Annotated in this window: 14 protein-coding genes; 11 read left to right on the forward strand and 3 right to left on the reverse strand. The window is 71.7% G+C overall.

What is annotated here, in order from left to right:
• Window positions 1-86: 86 nt before the first annotated feature.
• Both ACIBO8_RS08185 and ACIBO8_RS08190 read left to right on the forward strand, forming a co-directional pair.
• Window positions 87-866: a transglycosylase SLT domain-containing protein gene (locus ACIBO8_RS08185; RefSeq protein ID WP_396114407.1), complete on the forward strand. Its 780-nt coding sequence runs from the start codon at window positions 87-89 to the stop codon at window positions 864-866.
• 200 nt (window positions 867-1,066) lie between these two features.
• Window positions 1,067-1,492, forward strand: a complete 426-nt coding sequence (locus ACIBO8_RS08190; RefSeq protein WP_364701391.1) for a 50S ribosomal protein L11 — start codon at window positions 1,067-1,069, stop codon at window positions 1,490-1,492.
• A gap of 62 nt (window positions 1,493-1,554) precedes the next feature.
• Here ACIBO8_RS08190 and ACIBO8_RS08195 read toward each other — a convergent pair whose 3' ends face one another.
• Window positions 1,555-2,166 (reverse strand): ATP-dependent Clp protease proteolytic subunit, encoded by a 612-nt coding sequence (locus ACIBO8_RS08195; protein ID WP_396114408.1) that lies wholly within the window; start codon window positions 2,164-2,166, stop codon window positions 1,555-1,557.
• A 129-nt stretch (window positions 2,167-2,295) separates the two neighbouring features.
• On the opposite strand from ACIBO8_RS08195, the gene ACIBO8_RS08200 reads away from it, so the two are divergent.
• Entirely contained in the window at window positions 2,296-2,916 is a 621-nt protein-coding gene (locus ACIBO8_RS08200; RefSeq protein WP_396114409.1) for a cysteine hydrolase, read from the forward strand.
• 6 nt (window positions 2,917-2,922) lie between these two features.
• On the opposite strand, the gene ACIBO8_RS08205 is transcribed toward ACIBO8_RS08200, so the two are convergent.
• Together ACIBO8_RS08205 and ACIBO8_RS08210 are read right to left on the reverse strand one after the other, a co-directional pair.
• Complete coding sequence (locus ACIBO8_RS08205) at window positions 2,923-3,573, reverse strand: MBL fold metallo-hydrolase (RefSeq protein ID WP_396114410.1); 651 nt, start codon at window positions 3,571-3,573, stop codon at window positions 2,923-2,925.
• A gap of 2 nt (window positions 3,574-3,575) precedes the next feature.
• Window positions 3,576-4,283 (reverse strand): maleylpyruvate isomerase family mycothiol-dependent enzyme, encoded by a 708-nt coding sequence (locus tag ACIBO8_RS08210; protein ID WP_396114411.1) that lies wholly within the window; start codon window positions 4,281-4,283, stop codon window positions 3,576-3,578.
• Between the two features lie 208 nt (window positions 4,284-4,491).
• On the opposite strand from ACIBO8_RS08210, the gene rsgA reads away from it, so the two are divergent.
• From rsgA to whiA, 8 genes are all read left to right on the forward strand, one after another.
• A complete protein-coding gene (gene rsgA / locus ACIBO8_RS08215) occupies window positions 4,492-5,532 on the forward strand; it encodes a ribosome small subunit-dependent GTPase A (protein ID WP_396114412.1) in 1,041 nt (346 codons plus the stop codon).
• Window positions 5,533-5,557: 25 nt separating this feature from the next.
• Window positions 5,558-7,354 carry a hypothetical protein gene (locus ACIBO8_RS08220; RefSeq protein WP_396114413.1) on the forward strand — a complete coding sequence of 599 codons (1,797 nt, stop codon included), beginning with the start codon at window positions 5,558-5,560 and terminating at the stop codon, window positions 7,352-7,354.
• 110 nt (window positions 7,355-7,464) lie between these two features.
• Window positions 7,465-10,422: an excinuclease ABC subunit UvrA gene (uvrA, locus tag ACIBO8_RS08225; RefSeq protein WP_396114414.1), complete on the forward strand. Its 2,958-nt coding sequence runs from the start codon at window positions 7,465-7,467 to the stop codon at window positions 10,420-10,422.
• Window positions 10,423-10,624: 202 nt separating this feature from the next.
• Window positions 10,625-11,191: a Rieske (2Fe-2S) protein gene (locus ACIBO8_RS08230; RefSeq protein ID WP_396114415.1), complete on the forward strand. Its 567-nt coding sequence runs from the start codon at window positions 10,625-10,627 to the stop codon at window positions 11,189-11,191.
• Between the two features lie 765 nt (window positions 11,192-11,956).
• Window positions 11,957-14,302 (forward strand): excinuclease ABC subunit UvrC, encoded by a 2,346-nt coding sequence (gene uvrC / locus ACIBO8_RS08235; protein ID WP_396114416.1) that lies wholly within the window; start codon window positions 11,957-11,959, stop codon window positions 14,300-14,302.
• A gap of 255 nt (window positions 14,303-14,557) precedes the next feature.
• The gene (rapZ, locus tag ACIBO8_RS08240; RefSeq protein WP_364702591.1) at window positions 14,558-15,454 is read left to right on the forward strand and encodes an RNase adapter RapZ; all 897 of its coding nucleotides are present in this window, start codon (window positions 14,558-14,560) and stop codon (window positions 15,452-15,454) included.
• Between the two features lie 41 nt (window positions 15,455-15,495).
• Entirely contained in the window at window positions 15,496-16,806 is a 1,311-nt protein-coding gene (locus ACIBO8_RS08245; RefSeq protein ID WP_396114753.1) for a 2-phospho-L-lactate transferase CofD family protein, read from the forward strand.
• 98 nt (window positions 16,807-16,904) lie between these two features.
• A complete protein-coding gene (gene whiA, locus ACIBO8_RS08250; protein ID WP_130511592.1) occupies window positions 16,905-17,885 on the forward strand; it encodes a DNA-binding protein WhiA in 981 nt (326 codons plus the stop codon).
• The last annotated feature ends 26 nt before the right edge of the window (window positions 17,886-17,911 follow it).

The following is a 17,911-nucleotide window of genomic DNA, read 5'->3' on the forward strand; positions in this document are numbered from 1 at the left end:
CGTACGCCCGATTTGCCGGGCTGCGCCACCTTGTCCGCGCTGTTAGCGTTCGGGATCCGGACGGGGCGAGGCGAAGGATTTCATCTATGAAACGGCTGGCCGGTGCGCTGGTGGCGCTGATCGTGGCGGCCGGCTGCGGTCTCGGCGGGGGCGGCGGGTCGGATCCGGAGCGGATCACGGCGGCTCCGCTGTCCGTGGCGCCGTCGGACGAGGTGACCGAGGCGCCGGTTGCGGAGGAGACGACCCCGCCGACGAAGGCCCCGGCGAGGCCGAAGCCCAGGCCCAAGAAGGCCCGGCCGACGAAGACCGCGGATCCGAACAACTTCCAGATGCCCGCCTGTGCCACCAGGGAGGGCAAGGCGGTCTCGAAGGCGAAGGCCAAGGCGGCGCTGACGGCCGCGGCGGGCCGGACGTACTGGCCCGGGACGGCGCCGCAGCTGAAGGTGCCGAAGCGGCTCGTGCTGACCACCGCGTGGCACGAGAGCGGGTGGACCTCCAACTACGTCAACTGCGACGGCGGGCGCGGGCTGATGCAGGTGATGCCCGACACGGAGGCGTTCATCAACCAGCGGTTCGAGAAGTCGTACGACAGCCACGACTACCGCGAGAACGCGACTCTCGGCGCCAACTACCTCGCGTGGCTGACCTATGCGTTCGGTCACGCGTACTTCCACGACAACTACGACCTGAGCGCCGGGAAGTGCCGGAGCCACAGCAGCATGTGCCTGCTGAACATGGTCATCTCCGGCTACAACGCCGGTCGCGGTGCGGTCGATGACATGTACGCGGACAAGAAGCTGCCCAACCCCGCGTACGTCGACAGCGTCCGCTCGCTGATGAAGTCGTGCTACTGCGACAGGTACTGAGCCGGTCGGCGGGATCCCCGGGGGCCGAGATACACTGGCTGGTGGAACCCGAGACTGTGCCCCCGCATGCGCGTTTTGACCCATGAACGAGCGCGGTAGTAAAGTCTCGGGGTTGTCGTGCGTAGATGATGCTGGCGAGCTCCTGACTTAGGCCCGTACCGGCCTTGGAACCGCAGCACACACTAAGGAGCTTTTGCGCAATGCCGCCCAAGAAGAAGACCCATGAGGTGACCCTCGCGCTTGAGGCGGGTAACGCCGCGATGGTGGACCTCGGCAAGATGCTCGGCCCCACCGGCGCCAACATGCGTGCCGTCAAGGTCGAGTACGACGAGGCGACCGCGAAGAACCGTGGCGAGATCATCCCCGTCATCGTCAGCGTCTTCGAGGACCGGAGCCACCAGCTCACCTACAAGACGCCGCCGACGAGCTTCCTGATCCGCAAGGCTCTGGGCATCCAGTCGGGCGCGTCCAACCCGCTGACCCAGACGGTGGGCACGCTGAGCGGCGACCAGATCAAGTCGATCGCCGAGCGCAAGCTTCCCGACCTGAACGCCAACGACCTCGATGCGGCCATCAAGGTCGTCGCCGGCACGGCGCGGTCGATGGGTGTCAAGGTCGCCGAGTAAGACGGTCACCGGCACTTCCCGCGGCGCGGTTCCCCTTGGCGGGGGAGCCGCGCCGCGGCGTTTCACGACTTGCCGGCGATCACCTCGTCGATGAGCCCGTAATCCTTCGCCTCCTCGGCGCTGAGGCTGCGCCCCGCCGACAGGTCGTCCTCGAGGCGGCTGCGGGTCTGGCCCGTCGCCTCGACCAGCCGCAGGATCAACTCCTCCAGCTCGCGCAGGTGCTGGCCGGCCGCCGCGGCCACCGCGTCGGCGGTGCCGGTGACTCCGGCCGCGCGCGGTTCCACCAGCCTGAAGCGGGCGTGCCGGTAGGCCGATCTCTTCTCCGCGGCGGCGAGGACGGCGAGCACCGCACCGCCCGCGTCCGACGTGACCACGGCGTGCACCGGAGCCGTCATCGCGTCGATCACGTCGGTGACCGTGTGAGCGGCGTTGAGGTCGCCGCCGTCGCAGGCCACATGCACCTGGATCGGCTGTGGGCCGGCCGCGTCGAGGGTGAGCAGAGCGGCCGCGACGCCGGTGGCGGCCTGGCCGGTCAGCGGTCCGCGGATCATCACGATCCGCTGGTCGAAGAGGCGCTCCTCGAGCCAGGCGGGAACGGTGCCGGCGGTGTGCCAGGGCTCGGGCGAAGGTGCCGGCGGGTTGGGCTGCCAGCGCAGCTGCGGGCGCAGATCCATCGGGGCCTCCGGAGCGCTCGAGGGGTGATCCGACCCTACGTCCGGGTTGTGCCCGTCCCGGCGCCTTTCCGCCCAGGGCTGACCCGCCTAGGGTGATTGTGACCCAGTGCACAACTCCAGGGAGTGGGCATGTCGGACACGCTGCACCTCGATCCCGCCACGACGGCGATCGTGCTCATCGAGTACCAGAACGAGTTCACCTCGGAGGGCGGCGTCCTGCACGGTGCGGTCGCGCCCGTGATGGAGAAGACCGGCATGCTCCCCAAGACGGTCGCGCTCGTCGAGGCCGCCCGGGCCGCCGGGGTAACGATCATGCACGCGCCGATCACCTTCGCCCCCGGTTACGGCGAGCTGTCGCGCCACCCGTACGGAATCCTCAAGGGCGTGGTCGACGGCAACGCGTTCGTCAAGGGGACCTGGGGCGCGGCGATCGTCGACGAGCTGACCCCCGCGGAGGGCGACATCCTCATCGAGGGCAAGCGGGGCCTGGACACCTTCGCCAGCACGAACCTCGGCTTCATCCTGCGCAGCCGCGGCATCGAGACGGTCATCCTCGCCGGCTTCCTGACGAACTGCTGCGTCGAGTCGACGATGCGCAGCGCCTACGAGAACGGCTACCGCGTCATCACCCTCACCGACTGCGTGGCGGCGACCTCGGCGGAGGAGCACGACAACGCGATCGCGTACGACTACCCGATGTTCTCGATGCCGATGGAGTCCCGGCAGGTCAACGCCGCACTGCGGGAGTGAGGGGCGCTACCAGCCGCGGGCCCGCCACTCGGCGAGGTGCGGGCGTTCGGCGCCGAGCGTCGAGTCGTTGCCGTGCCCGGGGTAGAACCACGTGTCGTCCGGCAGCCGGTCGAAGAGCTTGTGCTCCACGTCGTCGATGAGGGACGTGAAGTTCTGCTCGCCGCGGGTGCCGCCGACGCCGCCCGGGAAGAGGCTGTCGCCGGTGAACAGGTGGGCGATGCCGCCGGGCTCCCGGTAGAGCAGCACGATCGAGCCGGGCGTGTGCCCGACGACGTGGATCACCTCGAGGGTGCAGTCGCCGACCGCGATGGTGTCGCCGTCGCGGACGGTGTCGGTCACCACCGGGATCTCCTCGGCGTCGTCCGCGCCGGCGATCGAGCGGGCGCCGGTCGCGCCGACCACCTCGGCGAGCGCGCCGTGGTGGTCGTAGTGGCGGTGGGTCGTCACGACCGCGGCGAGACCCGCGTCGCCGATCAGCTTCAGCAGCGTCTGCGCCTCGTTGGCGGCGTCGATGAGCACCTGCGTGCCGTCCGAGGCGCAGCGCAGCAGGTAGGCGTTGTTGTCCATCGGGCCGACCGAGACCTTCGTGATCGTCAGGCCGTTCAGCTCGCGGACGGCCGGGGCGGATCCCGGGCTCACGTTTCCGGTGTACGTCATCGTCACTTCCACCTCGGGGGAGTGGGCAGGGTCCCGTCCGGGGACACGGTGAGGTCGGAGCCGTCCGCGCGGCCGGCGAGCCAGGCGGCGATCGAGCGGGTCGGGCCACCGACGGCCGGCGAGGCGTCGGTCACCGCGCCCATCGTCAGCGGGTGCTCGAGGCCGTGCGGGCGCAGCACCAGCCCCGCTGCGTCCTTCTCGGCGCCGCCGACGATCTCGCGCAGGAGGCGCAGGGCGAAACCGTCGGACCAGTCCTCGGGCGTGTAGCCGCGGCCCACGTCGACGTGGTGCACCTCGACCTCGCGCAGGCGGGCCCACGGCAGGTACGCCGCGGACCGCCCGGTCGAGGGCACGTGGAACGCCCACGCCTCCGCGGGCATCGCCGCGCCGGCGTCCGCGAACCGCTCGTGGGACTCGCGCAGGTCGGCGATCTGCTCGGCGAGCGGCCGGCGGCGGCCCGCCTCGATGCCCTCCTCGCGCGCGGTCGGCGTCGGGTACTGCGGCGTCTCCACACCGGTGCGGGCCCAGGTCAGCAGGTTGACGAACGAGTCGGCATTGCGCGCGACGTGGGTCAGCACGTGACCGATCGTCCATCCCGGCAGCAGCGACGGCGCCGACTCGGCGCCGGGTTCCAGGCCCTCGGCGGTGCGGATGAGGCGTTCGGTCGCCTGGTCGACATCGGTCATCAGTACGAGCGGATCGATCGTCACCCACCCAACCTAGTCGGTGCCCCGGGCGGGAGCCGATCGGAAACTCGCTTTCGGAGGTCGTGACACCGACCGTACCGTCGGTGCCAGACGCGTTCGCAGACCCGCGGAGGAGGTGGGCACCGTGCTTTTCGTTCGCGCGTCCCGGCTTCGTACGGGAGTGCGCGCCTGACACCGTCGGCGCCGCTCCCCACACCACAAAGGGTTTCCCATGTCCGACCTGCCCGCACTGGGCTGGGACGCGACGCTCGCGTCCGCCTACCGTCCCTTCGATCGCACCGACGCCCTCGCCGGCCGGGTGTTGCGCGCCGACCGCGGCGTCTGCACCGTGCTGACCGCCGAGGGTGTCCATCGCGCCAGTCTCGCCGGCGGCCTGCTGCTCGGCGCCGCCGCCGACCCCGCCAACCTGCCGTGCGCCGGCGACTGGGTGGTGCTGCGGCGCTGGCCCGACCGCCGCATGACGGTCGAGATCGTCCTGCCACGCCGCACCGCCCTGATCCGGCGTACCGCGGACAAGGACTCCAGCGGCCAGGTCCTGGCCGCCAACATGGACACCGTCGCGGTGGTCGAGCCGATGCACCCGGCGCCCGACGACGCGCGCGTCGAACGGCTGCTCGCCCTCGCCTGGGAATCCGGCGCCCAGCCGATCATCGTGCTCTCCAAGAGCGACACCGCGCGGGACCCGCAGGCGGTCGCGCGCCAGCTCGGCGAGCTGGCCCCGGGGGTACGGGTGCTGCCGGTCAGCGTGCGCCGCGGCTGGGGGCTGGACGAGCTGCGCGAACTCGTCACGCCGGGGCGGACACTGGCCCTGCTGGGGCGATCGGGGGCGGGCAAGTCCACCCTCGTCAACGCGCTGGCGGGAACGGACGTCATGCCTGTGCAGGCGATCCGCGGCGCGGACGGCAAGGGACGTCACACCACGGCGTACCGAAGTCTGGTCCTGGTTCCCGGGGGTGGCGCCGTCCTGGACACGCCGGGCATTCGCGGGGTGGGCCTGCTGGAGACGGCCGCGGGCCTGGACCGGGCCTTCGCCGACGTCGTGGACCTGGCCGCCGGTTGCCGCTTCGGTGATTGTCGTCACGACGGCGAGCCCGGGTGCGCGGTCGAGGCCGCACTGGCCGACGGCACGCTGCTGCCCCGCCGGCTGGAGAGCTGGCGGAAACTGCACCGCGAGGTCGCCGTCGAGAGCGGCCGGCGGGCCGAGCGGCTCGCCGGGACGGCCGGTCCGGGGCGGCGCAGGCCACGGCGCTGACCGGCCGCTCTGGCAGAATGCACCGGTGCCCGCGGTAGAAGAGGTCGTCGCCGACCAGCCCGATCTCGCCTCCTCCGAGGCGCCGGTGGCTCGCGCGCGCCGCTTCGCTGCGTGGGCGCTGCTGAGCTACCTCGCGTTGGGCGTGCTCGTGCTTCTTCAGCTCTGGCGCGACCCTTCGGGCCGGGTGCTCTCCGCCAACGACGACGACCACGGGTTCTTCCTGGCCATGCTCGCGCACGGCGAGCGCGTGGTCTTCCACGGCGACAACCCGTTCTTCACCGGCCGGATGAACGTGCCCGACGGCATGAACACCATGGCCAACACCTCGGTGCTGGCGCTGACCGTGCCGTTCGCGCCGGTGACACATTTCCTCGGCGCCGGCGTCTCGATGGTCCTGCTGCTCACCCTGGGCCTGGCCGGGACGGCTGCGGCCTGGTGGTGGGTGCTCTCCCGGCATTGGGTACGCAGCCCGCTCGCGGCCTGGATCGGCGGCCTCTGGTGCGGCTTCGCGCCCGCGCTGGTGTCGCACGCCAACGGGCACATCAACTTCGTCTCCCAGTTCGCCGTGCCGTTCATCGTCTGGCAGGTGCTGCGGCTGCGCGAGCCCGGCCGGGTGCTGCGCGGCGGGGTGGTTCTGGGCCTGCTGATCGTCCTGCAGGTCTTCCTCAACGAGGAGGTCCTGCTCTTCACCGCGCTGACGCTCCTCGCGTTCGTGGTGGCGTACGCGTGCTTCGCGTGGCGGGCGAGCGTCGAGGCCGCGCGGCGGTTCCTGCTCGGGCTGGGGGTGGCGGGCGGCACGGCGCTGGTGCTGCTCGCGTACCCGCTGTGGTGCCAGTTCGCCGGGCCGCAGAGCTACAGCGGCCAGCCGTTCGAGCCCGGCAGGTTCGTCACCGATCTGCTGTCGCTGGGCGCGTACGCCCGCCAGTCGCTGGCCGGCAACGGGGTCGTGGCACGGGCGCTGAGCGTCAGCCCGACCGAGGAGAACACGTTCTGGGGCGTACCGATGCTGGTGATGCTGGTCGTCGCCGGCCGGATGCTGTGGCGCAACGTCGCGGCACGAGCCGCGATGGTCGCCGGGCTGGTGTTGCTGATCATGTCCATGGGTCCCGAGCTGCGGGTCGGCGGGCACGACACCGGGGTGCCGCTGCCGTTCGCCCTGATCGCGCACATCCCGATCATCGACCTGGTCAGCGTGACGCGGTTCGCGATGGTGCCGACCGCGGTCATCGGGGTGCTGCTCGCGCTGGCGGCGGACCGTGCCGGGCTGCTCCCGTCGCGCCGCCGGACGGCGTTCTGGGTGGGGCTGGCCGTGGCGCTCGTGCCCGTGCTTCCCAAGCCGTTGCCGATCGTGGGTGCGCCGGTCACCCCGCCGTTCATCGCGCAGCACATGTACCGGCAGTACGTGCCCGAGGGCCGCACGCTGGTGACCGTGCCGCTGCCGGAGGTGACGACCGGGCGTACCGGAATGCGGTGGTTCGCCCTCTCCGGCCTGGACTACGAGATCCCGCGGGGCTACTTCATGGTCCCCGCGAACCCGCCGGCGGACCGCACAGGCTCCTGGAACGCGGCCCCGCGGCCCATCGTCGACCTGCTGCGCCTCGCGGAGGCGTACGGTCGGAGGCCGGTGGTCACGGACGCCGACCGGCGCGCGGCGATCGCCGACCTCACGTACTGGCGGGCCGCGGTGGTGGTGCTCGTTCCGGACACCCCGAACCGTGACCTGCTGCAGTCCCTCCTCACCGACCTGCTCGGCGCCGCCCCGCAGCAGGTCGGAGGCGTCCAGCTGTGGGACGTACGGGGTCTGGTTCACCCGGCAGGGTGACGGGAATTCCCGATCACTCCGGGACGCTGTACCTCGGCGGCCCCGAAAATGTCGTACCCCGCGGCTAGGGTGGCGGCGCCAATTGTCTTGACGTTACGGAGTGGCTGGCTGTGGCCGACCGACTGATCATCCGCGGCGCGCGGGAGCACAACCTGCGCGACGTCAACCTCGACCTGCCCCGCGACGCCATGATCGTGTTCACCGGGCTGAGCGGCTCGGGCAAGTCCAGCCTCGCCTTCGACACCATCTTCGCCGAGGGGCAGCGGCGTTACGTGGAGTCGCTGTCGTCGTACGCGCGGCAGTTCCTCGGCCAGATGGACAAGCCGGACGTCGACTTCATCGAGGGTCTGTCGCCGGCCGTCTCCATCGACCAGAAGTCGACCTCGCGCAACCCGCGCTCGACCGTAGGCACCATCACCGAGGTCTACGACTACCTGCGGCTGCTCTTCGCGCGTACGGGCATCCCGCACTGCCCGGTCTGCGGCGAGCGGATCAGCAAGCAGAGCCCCCAGCAGATCGTCGACCGCGTCCTCGCGATGCCCGAGGGCACCCGGTTCATGGTGCTGGCCCCGGTCGTGCGCGGCCGCAAGGGCGAGTACGTCGACCTCTTCGCCGAGCTGCAGTCCAAGGGCTACGCCCGCGCCCGCGTCGACGGCGTGGTCCATCCGCTGTCCGAGCCGCCGAAGCTGAAGAAGCAGGAGAAGCACACCATCGAGGTGGTGGTCGACCGGCTCAGCGTCAAGGCGAGCAGCAAGCAGCGGCTGACCGACTCGGTGGAGTCCGCGCTCGGCCTGGCCGGCGGCGTGGTCCTGCTCGACTTCGTCGACCTGGCCGAGGACGACCCGGCCCGCGAGCGCCGCTTCTCCGAGCACCTCGCCTGCCCCAACGACCACCCGCTCGCGATCGAGGACCTCGAGCCGCGGGTCTTCTCCTTCAACGCGCCGTACGGCGCCTGCCCGGAGTGCACCGGCCTGGGCACCAAGAAAGAGGTCGACCCCGAGCTGATCATCCCGGACGAGGAGCGCAGCATCCGCGAGGGCGCGATCCAGCCCTGGTCCGGCGGCTCGACCCTGGAGTATTTCCTGCGCCTGCTCGAGGCGCTGGCCAAGGCCGAGGGGTTCAGCGTCGACACCCCGTGGCGGGCGCTGCCCAGTCGCGCGCAGAAGACGATCCTCTACGGCTCCGAGGACCAGGTCCACGTCCGCTACCGCAACAAGTACGGCCGTGAGCGCTCCTACTACACCGGCTTCGAGGGCGTGGTGCAGTGGATCGAGCGCCGGCACAACGACACCGAGAGCGACTGGTCGCGCGACAAGTACGAGGGCTACATGCGCGACATCCCGTGCCCGACGTGCGGCGGCACGCGGCTCAAGCCCGAGGTGCTGGCGGTCACGATCGCCGGCAAGAGCATCGCCGAGGTCTGCAACCTGTCGGTGGGCGAGTGCGCCGAGCTGCTGGCGACCATCGAGCTCGACGACCGGCAGAAGATGATCGCGGAGCGGGTGCTCAAGGAGATCAACGCCCGGCTGCGCTTCCTGGTCGACGTGGGCCTCGACTACCTCTCGCTCGACCGCGGCGCCGGCACCCTCTCCGGCGGCGAGGCGCAGCGCATCCGGCTCGCCACCCAGATCGGTTCCGGCCTGGTCGGCGTGCTGTACGTGCTCGACGAGCCGTCGATCGGCCTGCACCAGCGGGACAACCACCGGCTCATCGAGACGCTGGTGCGCCTGAAGAACCTCGGCAACACGCTGATCGTGGTCGAGCACGACGAGGACACCATCCGTACGGCGGACTGGATCGTCGACATCGGCCCCGGCGCGGGCGAGCACGGCGGGCAGATCGTGCACAGCGGGTCGGTGAAGGGGCTGCTGGCCAACAAGCAGTCGCCGACGGGGGCGTACCTCTCGGGTCGCAAGAAGATCCCCACGCCGGCCACCCGGCGCCCGCAGACGCCGGGCCGGGAGCTGGTCGTGCAGGGCGCGCGCGAGCACAACCTGCGCAACCTCACCGTCAGCTTCCCGCTGGGGCAGTTCATCGCCGTCACCGGGGTCAGCGGCTCGGGCAAGTCGACGTTGGTCAACGACATCCTCTACACCGTGCTCGCCAACCAGATCAACGGTGCCCGGATGGTGCCCGGCCGGCACACGCGCGTCACCGGCCTCGAGCACGTCGACAAGGTCGTCGGCGTCGATCAGTCGCCGATCGGGCGCACCCCGCGCTCCAATCCGGCGACGTACACCGGCGTCTTCGACAACGTCCGCAAGCTCTTCGCCGAGACCACCGAGGCGAAGGTCCGCGGGTACGGCCCCGGCCGGTTCTCGTTCAACGTCAAGGGCGGCCGCTGCGAGAACTGCTCCGGCGACGGCACGATCAAGATCGAGATGAACTTCCTGCCCGACGTGTACGTGCCGTGCGAGGTCTGCAAGGGCGCGCGCTACAACCGGGAGACCCTCGAGGTCCACTACAAGGGCAAGACGATCTCCGAGGTACTGGAGATGCCGATCGAGGAGGCCGCGGAGTTCTTCCAGGCCATCCCGGCCATCTACCGCCACCTCAAGACGCTGGTCGACGTCGGCCTCGGTTACGTACGGCTCGGGCAGCCGGCCCCGACCCTGTCCGGTGGCGAGGCGCAGCGCGTCAAGCTCGCCTCCGAGCTGCAGAAGCGCTCGACCGGCCGGACCGTCTACGTGCTCGACGAGCCGACCACCGGCCTGCACTTCGAGGACATCCGCAAGCTGCTCCTGGTGCTCAACGGGCTGGTCGACAAGGGCAACACGGTGATCACCATCGAGCACAACCTGGACGTCATCAAGACCGCGGACTGGCTGATCGACATGGGTCCCGAGGGCGGCAACAAGGGCGGCCTGATGCTGGCCGCCGGCACCCCGGAAGAGGTCGCCGAGGTTCCCGGCAGCCACACCGGCCACTTCCTGCGCCCGATGCTGGGGCTGACCGGCGAGCCGGCCGGGGCGGACGCCGCCGTCGAGCGCGCTGCCAAGGCCAACGGCACCGGCAAGCCCGCCGCCAAGCCACGAGCCACGCGGTCGCGGGCCAAGGCAGCCGTCTGAAGACACAGGTAACTTCCAGCTACGGCGCTTCTGCTGCGGAAACAGCGGGAGCGCCGCATTAGCCTCTGGATAATTCGGGCGTTCCGGACCCATAATTTCCCGATGCTCATGAACCACTTCGGTGGGGCACGCGTATCTACATCCGACGCCGCGTGACGCAAGCGCGCGGGACCAGGGGTTCTTGGAAGGGTTTGGCGAACAGATGACTGACGTGCAGACGAGTCCGGACGCCGGGACCACGGGCACCGACGGGAAGGCCGCCGCCACCGGCACGGTCACCTCGCGGCGCGTCGTGCTCGTGGGGGCCGGCGCGCTCGGCGCCGGGTGCCTCCTCGCCGCTTGCGGTACCAACACCGCCGGCACCGGCACCGCCACCGGCGCCAACGGCGGCGACTTCAGCAACAACCCCGCCCCCGCGGGCAGCAAGGGCGCCGACGCGCTCGGCGGCGGCTCGAACTCCGGCAACTCCGGCGACTCCTCCGGCGGCGGCGAGACCCTCGTGGCGGTCGCCGACGTCCCCGAGGGCGGCGGCATCATCAAGGGCGACTACGTCATCACCCAGCCCGAGAAGGGCACGTACAAGGCGTTCAGCAAGGTGTGCACGCACCAGGGCTGCCCGGTGAACAAGGTCGACGGCGGCAACATCCTCTGCCCGTGTCACGGCAGCTCGTTCTCGATCACCGACGGCACCCCGACGGGCGGCCCGGCGACCAAGGCGCTGCCGGAGAAGAAGGTCAAGGTGGACGGCGACAACATCGTCGCCGCGTGAGGTCGTGGGGCCGGCCCGTGGTGGCCGCCGCGGCTTGGTGACGCGGCGGTCATGCCCTGCCGACACGACCGGCCCCCTCACGTGCTCGGCCGGTGGGTTTCGGAACGCTCCTTCCGGGACCGCTGTCCGGGCCCGCCCGGCCGCCGTCCGGACCGGTTCCCGGTCCGGCCTTCGGGCCGCTTTCCAGCCCGCTGTCCCGGGCCCTCTTCCGGGCTCCCGGGCCGGCCCGCCGGCCACTTCCCAGCCCGTCGGCCACTTCCCCGGGCCGCGTTGCGGGCCCTGCTATCGGGCGGTGTTTCGGGTTCACCTTCGGGCCATTTTCCGGACGCCGCTCTCGGGCGGCGTTCCGGGGCCGTGTCCAGGGCCTCGCTCTCGGGCCGCGTTGCGGGCCCTGCTCTTCGGCGGCGTTGCGGGGCCGCCTTCGGGCCGCGTTCCGGGCCCGCTCTCGGGCGGCGTTGCGGGCGCGCCTTCGGGCCGCGTTCCGGGCCCGCTCTCGGGCGGCGTTGCGGGGCCGCCTTCGGGCCGCGTTCCGGGCCCGCTCCCGGGCGGCGTTGCGGGGCCGCCTTCCGGCCGCGTTCCGGGCCCGCTCCCGGGCGGCGTTGCGGGCCCGCCTTCCGGGCGGCGTTGCGGGCCCGCCTTCCGGGCGGCGTTGCGGGCCCGCCTTCCGGCCGCCGTTGATGTCCCGGCCGGAGACCCGACGCCGTGGCGGCGGCAACGGGCCTCCGGTCGGGTAATTCTGTCAGGGGTCCGGATTAGTGTTGAGCCGTGCCTGACCCGTCCAGCTACCGGCCGGCGCCCGGGACCATTCCCGACGCTCCCGGTGTCTACCGCTTCCGTGACCCCACCGGCCGTGTCATCTACGTCGGCAAGGCGAAGAGCCTGCGCAACCGGCTGAACTCCTACTTCGCCGACACGTGGAGCCTGCACGCGCGCACCCAGCAGATGGTCACCACCGCGGCCGCCGTCGACTGGGTCACCGTCAGCAGCGAGGTCGAGGCGCTGCAGCTGGAGTTCTCCTGGATCAAGGAGTTCGACCCGCGGTTCAACGTCAAGTACCGCGACGACAAGTCGTACCCGTTCCTCGCCGTGACCCTCAACGAGGAGTTCCCCCGGCTGCAGGTCATGCGCGGCGCCAAGCGCAAGGGGGTGCGGTACTTCGGGCCGTACAGTCATGCCTGGGCGATCCGGGAAACCCTCGACCTGCTGCTCCGGGTGTTCCCGGCGCGCACGTGCTCGGCCGGCGTCTTCAAGCGGGCCGGTCAGATCGGCCGCCCGTGCCTGCTCGGCTACATCGGCAAGTGCTCGGCGCCCTGCGTCGGCTCCGTCACCGCCGACGAGCACCGCACCATCGTCGACGACTTCTGCGACTTCATGGCCGGGCGCACCGACACCTTCGTCAAGCGGCTCGAGCGCGACATGCTCGACGCCTCCGAGCAGCTCGAGTTCGAGAAGGCGGCGCGGCTGCGCGACGACATCGCGGCGCTGCGCAAGGCGATGGAGAAGCAGACCGTCGTGCTCGGCGACGGCACCGACGCCGACGTCGTCGCGTTCGCCGAGGACCCGCTCGAAGCCGCGGTCCAGGTCTTCCACGTCCGCGACGGCCGCGTCCGCGGCCAGCGTGGCTGGGTCGTCGAGAAGGTCGAGGACCTGACGACCGGAGACCTCGTGCACCACTTCTGCAGCCAGGTGTACGGCGACGAGCACGGCGAGAGCGACGTCCCCCGCGAACTCCTCGTGCCGGCCCTGCCACCGGATGCCGCCGCGCTCGAACACTGGCTCTCCGAGCACCGGGGCAGCCGCGTGACTCTGCGCGTACCGCAGCGGGGCGACAAACGTGCGCTCCTCGAAACCGTGGCGCGCAACGCGGGCGAGTCCCTTGCCCGCCACAAGCTGCGCCGCGCCGGGGACCTCACGACGCGCAGCAAGGCCCTCGACGAGATCGCCGAGGCGCTGGGCATGGACACCGCCCCGCTGCGCATCGAATGCTTCGACGTCTCCCAGATCCAGGGCACCGACGTGGTGGCCAGCATGGTCGTCTTCGAGGACGGCCTGCCCCGCAAGAGCGAATACCGCCGGTTCGCGGTGCGCGGCAACCCGGACGGCAGCGGCACGGACGATCTGGCCGCGATGAGCGAGGTGATGCGGCGGCGGTTCGCGCGGTATCGCGCCCAGGCGGCCGAGGACGCTGCCGTGGCCGATGCCGCTACGTCGGCCGCGAGGCTGGCCTCGGCCGGGGTCACCGGCGGCCCGCCGATCTCGTCCTCGGCCCATGAGGAGCCCGGGCCCTCCACTGAGGTGTCAACGCCTGCTTCCGCCGCGTCACCCCTCCCCGCGGCGAGTCCTGCGGGGAGTCTTGCCGGGTCGGAGCTGTCCGGGCTGGACGGCGATTTCGCCGCCGATCCCTCCACCGGTGCACCTGCCGAGGACTCGGCGCCGGCCACGAACGATCTGCCGGGCATCGACCCGCTGACCGGGCGCCCGCGCCGGTTCGCGTACCCGCCGCAGCTGGTCGTGGTGGACGGCGGCCAGCCGCAGGTCAACGCGGTCGCCGCGGTCCTGTCCGACCTGGGCATCACCGACGTGGCGCTGTGCGGCCTGGCGAAGCGGCTCGAGGAGGTGTGGCTGCCCGGCGAGGATTTCCCGGTGATCCTGCCGCGCACCTCCGAAGCCCTGTATCTGCTCCAGCGGGTGCGGGACGAGGCCCACCGGTTCGCCATCACCTTCCACCGCCAGCGGCGCTCGAAGCGCATGACCGCGTCCGCCCTGGACAACATCCCCGGCCTGGGGGAGACGCGACGCAAGGCGCTGCTGCGGCACTTCGGGTCCTTGAAGCGGCTGGGGCAGGCGAGTCCGGAAGAGATCACCGAGGTGCCCGGGATCGGCCGCCGGACCGCCGAGGCTGTCCTGGCCGCGCTCGGCGGGACCGCCATGAAGGACACCGCGGAGGAGGACTCCGCCGGCAAGGGCGGTTCGGGCGCCGACGTTGCTGCCGGCGGAGTGCCCGTACCGGCGGGCGGAGCCGGCAGGACGAAGGCGGGCGCGAACCGGTCCCGGGTGGCGCGGCCCATGCCACGCCCGGCGGACGGAGACAACGACGAGACGGGTGCCTGACCATCTCCCCGCGCTTTCCACGCGCAGTGTCGTGGTGACCCGGTGTGAGCTGCGGAAAGGGTGGAATACGACCGGCCCGGCGCGCTGTTGGCCGGAACGGGGTGAATCCGGGCTGCTCGTGAGCTCCCGGGCAGCCGGATCGGGTAGCGGACATGGTGTCCGGCGGATTCCTGTCGCCCTGTCGGCCTAGGATGCAGTGTCCGCCCGGACGGGTGGGGCGGCTGTGCGGTGCAGGAGGAGTGCGTGACCGAGTCGATGCCGGAGTTCGCTCCGGAGCCGTCTCCCGACGAGGCCGGTACCGACCTCGTGGTGGTTACCGGGGTGTCCGGTGGCGGCCGCAGCACGGTTGCCCGCGCCCTGGAGAACGTCGGCTTCTACGTCGTCGACAATCTGCCGCAGGCCTTGATGCTGGACATGGCGCAGCTGGCGTTCGAGGCCGGGGGTGCCGCGCGGCGTACGGCGATGGTGCTCGACGTGCGCAGCCGGGCCTTCTCCACCGACCTGGCCGGCGCGGTCCGCGCGCTCAAGGAGCGCGGCTTCTCGCCGCGCGTGGTCTTCGTCGACGCCGACGACGAGGTGCTCATCCGGCGCTTCGAATCGGTACGCCGCTCGCACCCGCTGCAGGGTGACGGCCGCCTGGCCGACGGGATCGCCGCCGAGCGGAAGCTGCTCGAGGAGGCGCGCGAGCAGGCGGACGTGATCATCGACACCAGCCACCTCAACGTCAACCAGCTCCGGCGCCGCGTCGAGGAGCTGTTCGGCGGGGAGGACGCGCGCAAGCTGCGGATCACCGTGCTGTCCTTCGGCTTCAAGTACGGCCTGCCGCCGGACGCCGACTACGTGATGGACGCCCGGTTCCTGCCCAACCCGTTCTGGGTCCCGGAGCTGCGCGACCACACCGGGCTCGAGGAGGGCGTCAGCACGTACGTCCTGGGCCAGGAGGGCGCGAGCGACTTCGTGGGGACGTACGCGAACCTCATCGCGGCGACCGCGCCGGGCTTCGAGCGGGAGGGCAAGCGTTACCTCACCGTGGCGGTCGGGTGCACCGGCGGCAAGCACCGCAGCGTGGCCATCGCCGAGGAGCTGACCACCCGCCTGCGCGACATCCGCCTCTCCGCCCACTCGTCGCACCGCGACCTGGGCCGGGAGTGACCGCGGAGGCCGCCGGACCGTCCCGGGACGCGAGCCGGCCCATCAAGGTCGTGGCCTTCGGCGGCGGCCACGGGCTGGCCGCCTCGCTGAGGGCGCTCCGGCGCTGCACGCCCGACCTGGACCTCGACATCACCGCCGTGGTCACCGTCGGCGACAACGGCGGGTCGAGCGGCCGCCTGCGCGCCGAGCGGGACGCCCAGCTGCCGCCCGGCGACCTGCGGATGGCGCTGGCGGCGCTGGCCGACGACGAGCCCGATCACCAGCTCATGGTCCGCCTCATGCAGCACCGGTTCGCCCCGGTCGGCAACCCCGACCGCCGCGGGACGGGAACGGGCGCCGCGCCGGCCCCGGCGAGTGCAGCGGCCGTGGACGGCACGGCGATCGCGGAAGCTGCGGCCGCGTCGGAAGGCGAGGCGGCCGTGGAAGGCACGCCACCGTCAGAAGGCGCAGCCTCGCCGACCGCAGCGGCCTGGGAGGGCGTTGCGCGCTCAGACAGCGCGGCGGGCTCAGAAAACGTGACGGCCGCGGGAAGCGCGGCGCCCTCGGAAGGCCCAGCGACGCAAGCCAGCGCTGCGAAGCCGGACAGCGCCGCGGAAGCGAGCACCTCCAAGCCCGGCTGGGGCAACGTCGACCGCCGGATCGCCTCCCTCGGCGGCAAGCACGACCCGCTGGCCGGGCACGCCGTCGGCAACCTTCTCCTGCTCGGCCTCATGGAGCTCATGAGCGACCCGGTCGAGGCCCTCGAACATGCCGGCCGGATGGTCGGTGCCCGGGGCCGGGTGCTGCCCATGGCCTGCCACGCCGTCGGGATCGAGGCCGATGTCCGGGGCGCGGATCCCGGCCGGCCCGCCGAGGTGATCACGGTACGGGGCCAGCACGCGGTCGCCGTCACGAGCGGGCATGTCGAGGCCGTACGGATCGTGCCGTCGTCGCCGCCCGCGTGCCCGGCCGCGCTGGAGGCGATCGGGGCCGCCGACTGGCTGATCTTCGGGCCCGGGAGCTGGTACACGAGTGTGCTGCCGCATCTGATGGTGCCGGAGCTGGCGGCCGCGATCGTGGACAGCCCCGCTCGGCGGCTGGTCACGTTGAATCTGGCCGCCGACAACGAGACGCTCGGGCTGTCCGTCGCCGATCATCTGGCCGCCCTGCACTGGTACCTGCCCGAGCTGCACATCGACATCGTGCTCGCCGACGCCAGGTGGGTCGGCGAGCCGGATCCGGTGCACCGGGCCGCCCGGGCTCTCGGTGCCCGCCTGGTCCTTGCCCCTTTGGCCGTTGCGGACGGCAGTCCCAAGCATGATCCTGAGTCGTTGGGCACTGCGTTGGTGCCGGTCCTAGGCTCCGATCGTTAAGCAACTGGCCGGGGGCCGGCACGACAGGCACCCGGCGATGGCCGGCACGACACAGACCGCGGAACAAGAGCGCGAAAACAGCATGAGGTGACTTCGAGATGGCGATGACGGCAGCGGTCAAGGACGAGCTGAGCCGGGTGGACGTACCCAAGCCCTGCTGCCGCCGTGCGGAGATGGCCGCCCTGCTGCGCTTCGCCGGCGGGCTGCACATCGTCTCCGGGCGGGTGGTCGTCGAGGCCGAGCTGGACACCGGCGCGGTCGCGCGGCGGCTGCGGCGGGAGATCGCCGACGTGTACGGCTACCCGAGCGAGGTCCACGTGCTCGCCTCCGGTGGACTGCGCAAGGGCAGCCACTACATCGTCCGGATCGTCAAGGACGGCGAGGCGCTCGCGCGGCAGACCGGCCTGCTCGACGTCCGCGGCCGTCCGGTGCGTGGCCTGCCCCCGCACGTCGTCTCCGCGAACGTCTGCTGCGCGGTGGCCGCCTGGCGTGGTGCGTTCATGGCGCACGGCTCGCTGACGGAACCCGGCCGATCCAGCGCGCTGGAGATCACCTGTCCCGGCCCGGAGGCGGCCCTGGCGCTGCGCGGCGCCGCCCGCCGCATCGGCATCACGGCCAAGGAACGCGAGGTGCGCGGCGTCGACCGCGTCGTGATCAAGGACGGGGACGCGATCGCCGCGCTGCTCACCCGCATCGGGGCGCACGCGAGCGTGCTCGCCTGGGAGGAGCGGCGGGTACGCCGTGAGGTCCGCGCTACCGCCAACCGCCTGGCCAACTTCGACGACGCCAACCTGCGGCGCTCGGCCCGCGCCGCCGTGGCCGCCGCGGCCCGCGTGACCCGCGCGCTGGAGATCCTGGCCGACGAGGCGCCGAACCACCTGACCTCGGCGGGTCGTCTCCGGCTGGAACACCGGCAGGCCAGCCTCGAGGAGCTGGGCGCCCTCGCCGACCCGCCGCTGACCAAGGACGCCATCGCCGGCCGTATAAGGCGTCTGCTCGCCCTCGCCGACAAGCGCGCCCGCGACCTGGGCATCCCCGACACCGAAGCAGCCGTCACCCCGGAGATGATGGCCTGCTGACCAGGCCGGCCGGCCGGTGCGCGGAA

Origin of the sequence: Actinoplanes sp. NPDC049681 (assembly GCF_044465265.1) — a bacterium.
Taxonomy (GTDB): domain Bacteria; phylum Actinomycetota; class Actinomycetes; order Mycobacteriales; family Micromonosporaceae; genus Actinoplanes.